Genomic DNA, 10,513 nt, shown 5'->3' with positions numbered 1-10,513 from the left:
ACGCCGAGCAGCTGCTCGATCGGGCCGATCCCGAAGAACACCACAAACGCCCCTGCGACGGCCCACATGAGCGGGTGGATTTCCCTGGCCCTGCCCTGGAAGGTACGCACCAGGACATACGCGATGAATCCCGCGCCGAGACCGTTGGCGATCGAGTAGGTGAACGGCATCAGCGTGAAGGTCAGGAACGCGGGAATGGCGATGCCCCAGTCCTGCCAGTCGATCCGGCCCACCTGAGACACCATCATGAAACCGACGACGACGAGGGCCGGCGCCACTGCCTCGAACGGCACCAGCGAAATCAGTGGCGTGAAGAACATCGCGACGAGGAACAGCAGCCCTGTCACGATGTTGGCAATGCCGGTGCGTGCGCCTTCACCGATACCCGCTCCGGATTCGACGTAGATCTGGTTGGAGGAGACCGAGCCTGCGCCACCGGCCACGGCGCCGAGGGCGTCCACGATGAGCACGCGGTCAACCCCGGGGATGTTGCCGTGTTTGTCCACCAGCTTCGCCTCGTTGGCCAGGCCCACCATGGTGCCCATGGCGTCAAAGAAGATGCTGAGCAGGATGGTGAAGGTCAGCAGCAGGGCAGCGGTTGCTCCCAGACTGCCGAACGCACCGAAGACGCTGACGCTGCCGATGAGGCTCAGATCCGGGAATCCGATCCAGGAACCGGAGGGAAGCTCCGGAACAACGAGTGACCAGCCCTGGGGATTGGCGCCCTCCGGTCCGACACTGGGCCCCACGTTCGCGACCGCCTCGACGATGACCGCGAGGATGGTCGCTGCGATAACCCCGATCAGGATTCCGCCGCGGACCTTCCGGACCACGAGGGCGATCGTGAGGATCAGGCCGAAAACAAACACCAGGGTGGGCCAGCCCAGCAGCACACCCTCGAAGCCCAGCCCTACCGGCACAGTGGTTTGGGCGACGTCGGGGATGCGCCGGACGAAGCCCGCATTCACCAGCCCGATCAGTGCGATGAACAGACCGATGCCGACGACGATCGCCGTCTTCAGGCTTTCCGGTACGGCATTGAAGACAGCGGTGCGGAACCCGGTGAGGACGAGGATGAGCATGGTGAGCCCAGCCAGCACCACCACTCCCATCATGTCCGGCCAGGTGAGCTCGGGATTTGTGGCGACCGTGATCGCCACAAAGGCGTTGACGCCCAGGCCCGTGGCAAGCGCGAAGGGGTATTTTGCCCACGCGCCCATCAGGATGGTCAGCACGCCCGCAACGAGGGCGGTCACGGCTGCCACGCGCTCAAAGCCGAGGCTGGCTCCACTGGCGTCCGCCCCGGCGAGGATGAGCGGGTTGAGCACCACAATGTAGCTCATGGCGAAGAAGGTGGCGATGCCGCCCCTGATCTCCCTCGAATAGGTTGAGCCGCGGGCTGTGAGCTGAAAGTAGCGGTCCATTGCGGTGCGCGATGCAGGCACAGGTATTCCTCTGCTGGTGGGGGGAGTTCGCTGAAAAGTCTATCCAATGTGTAGCCCAGGAACCTGCCAGACGGGTCCCGTACGCTTGGATCATGAGTGAGTTCCCCGCAGCAGCTGCAGCATGTCACACGGCACGTCCAGGCACACAGCTTTTCCGGTACCTGGCCCTGCTCCTGGCCGGCCTGCTCCTGGCCGCCGGCGGGTTGATCTTCGGATCAGCCACTGCCGCCTCGGCACATGACGAGCTGAGCGCGTCCGCACCAGAGGCCGGGGCCACGCTTGAGGCTGTCCCCGAGGTAATCGAACTTACTTTTACCAACGTTCCGGCGACGATCGGCTCGGACATCCAGGTTCTCGACGAGAGCGGTGAGGACTGGGCCGAGGGGGAAGTGTCCATCACCGACGCGGTGGCCACCCAGGCTGTTCGCGATGGCGCTCCTGCCGGGAACTACACAGTGAACTGGCGCGTCGTCTCCGCTGACTCACATCCCATCGAGGGGACCTTCGAGTTCACGGCCACCGGCGGCGCTGCACCTGAAACGCCTGCCGCTGCCGAGACTCCAGCGGACTCCGAATCGCCCCGCGCATCGGCGGGAACGGCCGGCCCTATTGAGACCGCCGAACCGGGCGCGCTTGATCAGGAACCGGCCGCGGGCTCTGATGTGTCCTGGGGTGTGATCCTCATGATCGCGGTGCTGATCGCCCTCGCCATTGTGCTGGCGCTGGGTGCGCGGCGGAGGCTCCGGCAGGGCAACAGCGGCGACGCCGCATAGGCGCTTTCTCAGCCGCTGGGTCTGAGGCGGGGAATGGTCTCAGGCAGTAATGGCGGACCGGCGCTGGGCTGAACCGCTCACGGCGACGGCGGCCAGCACGGAGCCCTTGACCGGCTGGATCGCCTGGGCCGCCCGCGCACCCTGCGTGACGATCGAATCACTGATGAGTTTCGCCTGACGGACAATTTCCCTTGTTGTGGGCGTCAGGACATCGCCGACACCGATGAGGTAAAGGCCGATAGCGCGCAGGGCCGCCTTGATATCGCTTCCCAGGGCCAGCCCGAGGGACTGCACAAAGCGACGCAGCTGGTTCTGAGGGTACTTGGTCAGGACCACATGGTCAGCGAGCAGGACGCCGTTCCGTGTCTGGACTGCCCACTTCTTGGCGCCCAGCACGGGCGCTGGAAGGACCTGGGAGTAGCCCACCATACAGAGGCCCTCCGCCACGGTCTCCTGCCGGATGTCCAGGGAATGGCTTGACGCGTAGCAGCGCAGCAGCCGCAGCAGTTCCGTCCGTTCAGACAGGGACACGGAGTCCGTCATGATGGTGCGGTTGGGGCCCGAATTGAGGCACTCCACACTCTCGACGACGATGGACTGGACGCCGCGGCGGCTCAGCTCGCTGGCGACGGCCAGTCCGGAAAGCCCGGAGCCGATCACCACGGTGGTTGTGATCTCTGCGGCGGCGGGCATGAAGGAATCAGCGGCCGCGCGGGTGGCGGGCTCCGGCATCATCGGTGAAAACCTCCTGCTTGAAGGAGAATTCCGCACAGCCCGGCGCCTCTTCCGGGCTGTGCGGACACTTGGCTGCGAACGGGTCAACCAAGCGCACTGAAAGCGGGCGGGAACCCTTTGTGGAGACCATCCGCCCGATAACGATTCTCGAAGCCTATATAACTTTTTGGGTGCTGAATAGACCCCCTACTGAAGAGTAGGCTAGAAATAACCGGACGGCTGAGCGATGGTGTCAATGTGGTCCAACCGCAAGGAGGCGGAACATGAATGAAGCTCACGTGCCGGGTGCACCGAGGCCTTTCGAGGGGCGCGGAATAGTTGTCGGGGTTGATGGCTCCGACCAGAGCATGTGCGCGCTGGTCTGGGCCGCGCATGAGGCCGAGCGGCGCCAGACTCCGCTGCACGTAGTCACCGCCTATACCGTTCCGGTCTTCGCCGCCTCGAGCATGGACGCAGGGTACGCAACCGTGGATGACTCCGTGATCCGCGAGGGTGCGCAGGCTGTCCTGGATCAGGCCATCGGGAAGATCGTTGGGCACCACTCCTTGGACATCGTGCCGCGCGTGGAGAGCGGCGATGCAGCCGGTGTCCTGCTGGAGCTTTCCGAGGAAGCCGAACTCATGGTCGTGGGATCGCGCGGCAGGGGCGGCTTCGTCGGACGTTTGCTGGGGTCCGTCAGCTCGGCGCTTCCGGCCCACTCCAAGTGCCCCACCGTCGTCGTGCCGCTTTTTTGTGCTCCGCGGCTCGATGAAGCGGGCGTCTCGGCGCCGAAGCCCAAGGGGGAGCCGTGCCCCCGCGCGGAGGAGGTCGAGAAGGTTGTCGTCGTGGGAGTCGACGGCTCAGAGCAGGCGCGGATGGCCTCGCTGATGGCCGCAGAGCAGGCCGAGGCCCGCAGGCTCCCGTTGCGGGTAGTGTGTTCGCTGCCGCCGTTCACCGGTTCCCTGGCGTGGATGCCTACCCCTGTTGACCGCGATGCACTTCATGCCGAGATCATGGTGCAGCTCGACGCAGGCAAGGCCTGGCTGCAGAGCCACTTTCCGCAGCTTGAGATTTCGGTCGAACTGCTCGACGGGCCGCCGGTGGAGGTGCTCATCGAGGAATCCCGCAGGGCCGAACTGGTTGTGCTCGGAACCCGCGGGCGGGGCGGGTTCGCCGGCATGCTCCTCGGCTCCACCAGTCAGGGCGTGCTGCACCACGCGAAAGGCCCGGTGCTGGTGGTACCGGACCGCGAGGATCCGCGGTTGGCCGACCGTGAGAAGTTCGGGCCGATGGCCGCCTAGAAGCGGGCCGCGAGCGGGTTGAGCGCGCCCATCCCGCTCATGTTTGCGAGGTTCACTTCCACAATGCCCTGGCTGGGGTTGAGGGCGTTCACCACGGTGTTGTTGCCCACGTAGATCGCCACGTGCCAGATCCCGGCTCCCTCGCCCCAGAAGACAAGATCACCGTACTGCGCCTGGGAGAGCGGCACGTGGGTGCGGGCGGCGTAGTACTGTGCCGACGCCGTGCGCGGAAGTGAGATCCCGCCGGCAGCAAACGCCTGCTGGGTCAGCCCGGAACAGTCGTAACCGCGTGGACCGTTGCCGCCCCACTGGTAGTAGTAGGGGGCCCCGATCCGCGCCCGGGCGTAGTTGACCGCGGCGGCCACTCCGCCGGTATTTGTTGCGGGGGGAGCGGGTGGTGGCGGGGTGGGCTTGGGTGCCGGAGCGGGAGGCGCCGGAGCGGGAGCCGGAGGAGCCGGTGCGGGCGCTGGCGGGGCAGGAGCCGGTGTGGGAGCCGGCGTCGTTGGCCGGGGCGCGGGAGCATTCGGCCTCTCGGAGGCAGGTGGCTGCACGGGAGCAGGAGCTGTCTGTGGCGCCCGCGGGGCAGCGGGTTCAGCCTCAACCGGCGGGACCAGTGTGGGAGCTGCCGATCGCGGTGCCGCCGGCGCCGCGGGCAGTGCTGCCGCAGCTTCCGCGGACGCCGCAAGAATCCGCGCCAGCTCCGCTTCACGCCGGGCCTGTTCAAGCCCGGCAATCCGTTGTTCCTCCAGCGCGGCCGTGGTGTCGCGCAGCTCGGCAAGCTGGGCGACGAGTGTCGCGCGTTCGGCCTGCTTCTGCTCCACCAGGGAAGCGGCGGTTGCCATGGCGGCCTCGGTCGCAGCGCCGGCCGCTTCCGCAGTTTCGGCTGCTTCGGCGGCTGCCTCTTCCGCCTGACGCGCGTCGGCCTTCAGCGAGTCGAGCGAGCTCGCTGCCGTTTCGGCCTGGCTCACGGTCCGCGACCGTGAGGCAGCCATCCCCTCGACCGTTGAGGCCTGGTACATGATGCTGCCCGGATCCTGCGCAAAGGCAAGCAGGCTGCTGTCCGGCATGATCCCGCCGGCGCGGTAGATGTCGGCGGCCAGTTGCCCCAGCTCCGAGGACGCCGTGCGGTAGGTCTGTTCCGCCTCTGAAGCCAGCGCCGAAAGCCGTTGTGCTGCAGCCCGCCGGTCATCCAGCTCGGCGAGGGCGTCGATGTAGGCACCCTGCGATTTCATCGCCTCAACCTGTGCGGCCTGGAGCTCAGCCGCAGCGTCTTCGAGAATGCCCTCGATCTCCGTGACGAGTTCGCCGGTCCGTGCGGTGCTGTCCTCCGCGGCCCGGATGTCTTCCGCTGTGGGGATGGCAGGGGCGCCGAAGGCTGAGGAGGGCGTCAGGCTGACGGTGAGGAGCGATCCGGCGAGCATGGCGGCGAGTACGGGATACCCGCGCGTTGTAAAGGTGTGCAGCATGACTCGATCCTCGGACGGTAACCAAACATGTCCGAGGATATGGCCACAAATGTCACATTGGCAACATTTGTCACACCAGTAGCATAAATAACACGACGGTCATTTAGGCCGATTCAGCGTTTGGCGGCGTGTCGGGCGTGTTCACGCGTGCTGCCGGCTCTCATGGATGGCGTGCTCCAGCGGCTCCAGCTGGAAGGTGCAGTGCTCGGTGTCAAAGTGGTTGCTGAGGCAGTGCACCAGCCGGTCAAGCATCCTGTCCACACCCTCCGCGTTGAGGCTTTCGGCGTCCACCACCACGTGGGCCGAGAACACCGGGACGCCGGACGTGATGGTCCAGGCATGGATGTCATGGGCATCCACTACCCCCTCGACAGTCAGGATGTGTTCGCGGATCATTGCAGGGTCTACGCCCTTGGGCGCAGATTCAAGCAACACGTTGATCACATCACTGAGCAGGCTCCACGCCCGGGGGAGGATCATGACCGCGATCAGGATGGAGGCGAGGGCATCCGCCTGCCGGAACCCGGTCACTGCAATCACGACGGCGGCAACCACCACCGCTATCGACCCCAGCAGATCTCCCAGCACCTCCAGATAGGCGCCGCGGATGTTGAGACTCTCCCGGTGCCCGCCATGCAGGATCATGAGGCAGACCAGGTTGGCCGCGCCGCCGAGCAGCGCCGCGATCAGCATGATGTCCGTCCGCACCTCGGACGGCTCACCCAGCCTGCGGAACGCTTCGATCATGATGACGACGGCGATCACCGCCAGCAGCATGGCGTTGGCGAGCGCGGCGAGAACTTCCGTACGCTGGTAGCCATAGGTGCTGCGCGCCGTCGCCGGACGGCCTGCGATCCAGGAGGCAAGGAGTGCGATGAAGACGCCGGCGGCGTCGGAGAGCATGTGGCCCGCGTCGGCGAGCAGGGCCAGCGACCCGGACAATGCGGCACCGATCACCTGGATGACAACTACGGAGAGCGTGATCACCACAACCAGCACCAGGGATTTGCGGTGTTTTCCGGTGGCGGTGACCGGATGCCCGTGAGTGTGTGCGCCCATACAACCAGTATGAAGCCCTGCCCGTTCCCGGGCCCCGGTTATCCCCAGCCCAGATCGTGAAGCCGTTCGTCATCGATCCCGAAATGGTGGGCAACCTCGTGGATGACGGTCACGAGGATCTCCTCGACCAGTTCCTCGCGGCTCTCACACATCCGCAGGAGCGGCTGGCGGAAGATGCTGATCCGGTCCGGCAGGGATCCCGCATCCCACCAGGAGTCCCGTTCCGTGAGCGGCGTGCCTTCATAGAGGCCCAGCAGATCGGGATCAGGCTCTTCACCGGGACCCGGCTCGAACTCCTCCCTGACGAAGATCGCCACATTGTTCATCGCACGGGCCAGCCGGTCGGGGATCTGGTCGATGGCGTCATCCACAGCCGATTCGAAGTCTTCAAGGCTCATGTCGATGGGCACGCAGGAAACTCTACCGCCGCCTCTTCCGGAGGCCGGGACCGGTTTTGTGTAATCGAGACCGAGGCCCTATAGTTTTAGAGGTCCACAACGAGGAGTAAAGCACTTGTGTGGTCCAGGCCCCCATCGTCTAGCGGCCTAGGACACCGCCCTTTCACGGCGGCGGCACGGGTTCGAATCCCGTTGGGGGTACGCAGGAGTGGTTCGAGGCACCGTAACGGTGCTGGTAGGATAAAACTCTTGCAAAATCGCAAGGCCCTGTAGCGCAGTTGGTTAGCGCGCCGCCCTGTCACGGCGGAGGTCGCGGGTTCAAGTCCCGTCAGGGTCGCTGAGACGCCGGAGCAATCCGAACGTCGACGGTGATCATCACAAGATGGTTGCAAGGCTCTGTAGCTCAGTTGGTAGAGCGTTCGACTGAAAATCGAAAGGTCACCGGATCGACGCCGGTCGGAGCCACCACTGAAAGCCCCTGGGAAACCGGGGGCTTTTGCTTTGCCCGGGTGCGGGAGAAGAGTTGGCCCGTTGACCGTTAATACCGTGGAGGGTTGCCGGCAAGCGGAAAGGCTCCACCGAACACCAACCAACGGCCGGAGCGGGAAGGACCATCAGCGTGAGACTGCTGTTCGCGGTGGCTGCTTCGAGTGCCCTGGCCCTCGCGGGCTGCGCCGGTGCCGCTCCGGAGGCGACGAGCACCCTGAGCATGCCTGTCGAGTCTCCCACGCCGCCACAGACGGCTCCCTCCGGGCCCGCCCCAGGGCTTGCCGATGAAACCGGGAACACCGTCCCCGCCATGGAAGACTGCCTCATCGTGGCGGCAGGGGTGTCATCGATGATGCTTGCGCCGCTGAGCTTCATGGGTGATGAGGATCCGCAGACCATGGCGAAACTCGAGGACCAGCTGCACCATCTCCACGGCAAAGTGCCCGACGAGCTCAAACCGCACTTTGCCCGGGTAGGCGATGCCGCGGAGAGCGGTCCGGACGGGGCCGGACAGTTCGACGAACCCGCTTTCCGGGAAGCGCTGAAGCCGGTGCAGAAGTGGCTCGCGGACCACTGCAGCGAACCCGTTCGCTGAGCCTTAACCCTCCCGTGTCAAAGGTTCAGCGGAAGGGTTAGGCTGGGCGGAAAGAGAAAGGGTGCCAGCATGGAGAACGAGCAGGAGGTCCCGCCGGCGGGCATGGTGCCGGTCACGGCGTCAGCAACCGGCAAGACAACCATCTCGGAAACGGCCGTCGGCAAGGTCGCAGCCCTGGCCGCCCGCAAGGTGCCCGGAGTGTATGCGCTCGGCAGCGGTACCGGCCGTGCGCTCGGAGCGCTTCGCGACGTCGTCGGTGCCGGTGATCTCGCCCAGGGCGTCCACGTGGAAGTCGGGGAGGTCCAGGCCGCCGTGGACGTCAATCTCGTCGCCGAATACGGCTACCCGCTCACCGCGGTCGCCGACCAGGTCCGGGCCGCGGTCTACGCTGCGGTAAGTGAGCTCGTCGGCCTGCAGGTCATCGAGGTGAACGTCGAGATCAATGACGTGCATGTGCCCGGCCTGAATGATCCAAAGAGCACCGACAAGCCGCGCCCGGCGGCGAGCTAAGGAGACACCATGAACCTCACCGTCGTCGGGATCCTCGTGGGCACCGTCCTGGCTTTCGCTGCGCTCATCTTCCACTTCTGGGGTTTCCTGCTGGTGGCCCTTTTCATGGCTATCGGCGCGTTTGTCGGCAGGGTCGCCGAGGGGAAACTCGACCTGCGCAGTGTGCGTGATGCCCTGGCCGGACGCCGCTCATCATCGTGACCGCCGCTCCCTCCGCGCCTGAGCGGCTCGCCGGTCACAACCGGATCAGCACGCAGGCCCTCACCAGCACTGCCTGCGCCGTCGCAGCGGATGTCCTCCGCGTGCCGGTCCGGGACATCCGGGCCAGCTGGTTCGACGACGCCGGCTTGCTTGCGCTGAGCCTCGCCCTGCCGATTGCGATTCCCTCCCTGCACCGCGTCGCCGCGGATCCGGCAGCCGTGGAGGTGTTCGGCGGATCCGTGCAGGAACGCGCGCACCGCGCCAAGGCGGAAATCCTCGAGCGGGTCATGCGCCTGAGCGGATCGCGCCTCAGCCGCGTGGACATCCGGGTCACCGGCGCCCGGGTGTCTGACGGCGGGAGGGCCAGGTGACGGACGAGACAGAGCGCCTGACCGCCGAGATCATCCGGCGGGAAACACACTCGTCACGTGCTGTACCGTCCACGATCCTGGCTGTGCTGGTGATCCTTGCCTCCCTCTACCTGATGCTGGAAACGGCGCTGAAGGCACTGGGCCAGGACCCGTGGTTGCTGGCGCCCGAGGACGCGGCCGGCTGGGTCGGTTCCCTTCCGGCCGGTATCTCGCCGAGCGTGCTGGCTGCGGCCGGCGCGCTGGTCTTCCTGCTGGGACTCTTCTTCTTCCTCGCCGCGGTTCTGCCGGGCAGGAAGGCGCGGCTCAGTATTCCGAACAAGCGTGCCGCCGTCGTCGTCGATGCGGAGGTGCTGGCCTCCTCGCTGGCGCGCCGTGCCCGCGTGGCTGCCGGCGTCACGCCGGACCAGGTGCTGGTGACCATCGGCCGGCGGCTGGTGGAGGTGCAGGTGCGGCCGACGTCGGGCATCCCGGTCAGCGCGCAGGTGGTGCAGACTGCCGTCGAGGATGAACTGCGCCGGACCGCCGTGGACCCTGTGCCGGAGGTCCGCGTGGCAGTCGCGGAGTCAGGGGTGATCGGGCAGTGAACCAGACCCCACGGACCCTCAACCGGATCCTCCTGGCGGTGTTCGGGCTCCTCCTGATGGCAGCCGGAGCGCTGGCGATGGCTCTCACTACTCCGGCGGTTGCCGCGTGGTGGCAGTCAACCGCTGCCCGGGCCGGCGGCACCATCGGCGGGGTGCTGGAGTCCACCACGCTTCCGGGCCAGCGGGACAGCTGGCTCTGGATCGTGGCGGCGCTGCTGCTGGTCCTGCTGATCATCCTCATGGTCGCGTGGGTGGCCAACCAGGGGAAGGGCCGCTCGGGGACGCTTGCCTATGACGACAGCGACACCCCGGTTCCCGGCAGCGTCACCATCAACGCCGCAGTGGCTGAGCAGGCACTGAAGGCGGCTCTCAGCGAGCGTGTGGACCTGGTCAATTCCGCCGTGTCCACCTATGAGTTCAGGAACCGGCCCGCGCTGAAGGTGAGGGTCTCCCCGCGCCAGGGGGTTGCGCCGGATGTGGTGGCAGATGAAGTGTCGGCGCTCGTCACGGCACTCGACGCTGCGCTGGGGGTCCAGACGCCGGTATTGATCAGCATCAGCGGCGGCGCGCGCACCCGCTTTACGCGTGCCGAGCGGGTCCGCTAGAC

Annotated in this window: 13 protein-coding genes and 3 tRNA genes; 11 read left to right on the top strand and 5 right to left on the bottom strand. The window is 66.3% G+C overall.

The window, feature by feature from the left end:
- Nucleotides 1-1,445: NCS2 family permease (locus tag X803_RS0108280; RefSeq protein WP_253907419.1), on the bottom strand; the 1,445-nt coding region annotated here is incomplete at its 3' end.
- Between the two features lie 92 nt (nucleotides 1,446-1,537).
- Here X803_RS0108280 and X803_RS0108275 point away from each other — a divergent pair.
- A complete protein-coding gene (locus X803_RS0108275; protein WP_051470589.1) occupies nucleotides 1,538-2,218 on the top strand; it encodes a copper resistance CopC family protein in 681 nt (226 codons plus the stop codon).
- A gap of 39 nt (nucleotides 2,219-2,257) precedes the next feature.
- On the opposite strand, the gene X803_RS18680 is transcribed toward X803_RS0108275, so the two are convergent.
- A complete protein-coding gene (locus tag X803_RS18680; protein ID WP_253907418.1) occupies nucleotides 2,258-2,953 on the bottom strand; it encodes an FAD-dependent monooxygenase in 696 nt (231 codons plus the stop codon).
- A gap of 263 nt (nucleotides 2,954-3,216) precedes the next feature.
- Between X803_RS18680 and X803_RS0108260 the strand changes: the two genes are divergently transcribed.
- On the top strand, nucleotides 3,217-4,233 hold the full coding sequence (locus X803_RS0108260; RefSeq protein ID WP_051470587.1) for a universal stress protein: 1,017 nt from the start codon (nucleotides 3,217-3,219) through the stop codon (nucleotides 4,231-4,233).
- Here X803_RS0108260 and X803_RS0108255 read toward each other — a convergent pair.
- From X803_RS0108255 to X803_RS0108245, 3 genes are all read right to left on the bottom strand, one after another.
- A complete protein-coding gene (locus X803_RS0108255; protein ID WP_026544774.1) occupies nucleotides 4,230-5,699 on the bottom strand; it encodes a C40 family peptidase in 1,470 nt (489 codons plus the stop codon). The two genes, X803_RS0108260 and X803_RS0108255, sit on opposite strands and share 4 nt — an antisense overlap.
- Nucleotides 5,700-5,840: 141 nt before the next feature.
- A complete protein-coding gene (locus tag X803_RS0108250) occupies nucleotides 5,841-6,758 on the bottom strand; it encodes a cation diffusion facilitator family transporter (RefSeq protein ID WP_026544773.1) in 918 nt (305 codons plus the stop codon).
- 38 nt (nucleotides 6,759-6,796) lie between these two features.
- Nucleotides 6,797-7,156 carry a metallopeptidase family protein gene (locus X803_RS0108245; RefSeq protein WP_026544772.1) on the bottom strand — a complete coding sequence of 120 codons (360 nt, stop codon included), beginning with the start codon at nucleotides 7,154-7,156 and terminating at the stop codon, nucleotides 6,797-6,799.
- 128 nt (nucleotides 7,157-7,284) lie between these two features.
- On the opposite strand from X803_RS0108245, the gene X803_RS0108240 reads away from it, so the two are divergent.
- The 9 genes from X803_RS0108240 to X803_RS0108200 all read left to right on the top strand — a co-directional run bounded on the left by X803_RS0108240 (nucleotide 7,285) and on the right by X803_RS0108200 (nucleotide 10,511).
- Nucleotides 7,285-7,357, top strand: a tRNA-Glu gene (locus X803_RS0108240).
- 62 nt (nucleotides 7,358-7,419) lie between these two features.
- Nucleotides 7,420-7,493, top strand: a tRNA-Asp gene (locus tag X803_RS0108235).
- A gap of 55 nt (nucleotides 7,494-7,548) precedes the next feature.
- Nucleotides 7,549-7,624, top strand: a tRNA-Phe gene (locus X803_RS0108230).
- A 151-nt stretch (nucleotides 7,625-7,775) separates the two neighbouring features.
- The gene (locus X803_RS0108225; protein ID WP_026544771.1) at nucleotides 7,776-8,240 is read left to right on the top strand and encodes a hypothetical protein; all 465 of its coding nucleotides are present in this window, start codon (nucleotides 7,776-7,778) and stop codon (nucleotides 8,238-8,240) included.
- Nucleotides 8,241-8,309: 69 nt separating this feature from the next.
- The gene (locus X803_RS18675; protein WP_035778299.1) at nucleotides 8,310-8,750 is read left to right on the top strand and encodes an Asp23/Gls24 family envelope stress response protein; all 441 of its coding nucleotides are present in this window, start codon (nucleotides 8,310-8,312) and stop codon (nucleotides 8,748-8,750) included.
- A 9-nt stretch (nucleotides 8,751-8,759) separates the two neighbouring features.
- Nucleotides 8,760-8,951, top strand: coding sequence for a DUF2273 domain-containing protein (locus tag X803_RS0108215; protein ID WP_026544770.1), 192 nt, complete (start codon nucleotides 8,760-8,762; stop codon nucleotides 8,949-8,951).
- Complete coding sequence (locus tag X803_RS0108210) at nucleotides 8,945-9,322, top strand: hypothetical protein (protein ID WP_026544769.1); 378 nt, start codon at nucleotides 8,945-8,947, stop codon at nucleotides 9,320-9,322. The genes X803_RS0108215 and X803_RS0108210 overlap by 7 nt, the downstream gene beginning before the upstream one ends.
- The gene (locus X803_RS0108205) at nucleotides 9,319-9,906 is read left to right on the top strand and encodes a DUF6286 domain-containing protein (protein ID WP_026544768.1); all 588 of its coding nucleotides are present in this window, start codon (nucleotides 9,319-9,321) and stop codon (nucleotides 9,904-9,906) included. The genes X803_RS0108210 and X803_RS0108205 overlap by 4 nt, the downstream gene beginning before the upstream one ends.
- A complete protein-coding gene (locus X803_RS0108200; RefSeq protein WP_026544767.1) occupies nucleotides 9,903-10,511 on the top strand; it encodes a hypothetical protein in 609 nt (202 codons plus the stop codon). Before X803_RS0108205 ends, X803_RS0108200 begins: the two co-directional genes overlap by 4 nt.
- Nucleotides 10,512-10,513 lie beyond the last annotated feature (2 nt).

Source organism: Arthrobacter sp. 35/47 (assembly GCF_000520475.1).
In the GTDB taxonomy this organism is placed as follows: Bacteria; Actinomycetota; Actinomycetes; order Actinomycetales; family Micrococcaceae; genus Arthrobacter_D; species Arthrobacter_D subterraneus.
Note: the sequence above shows the minus strand (reverse complement) of the source record. Positions and strands in the feature narration are given on the sequence as shown.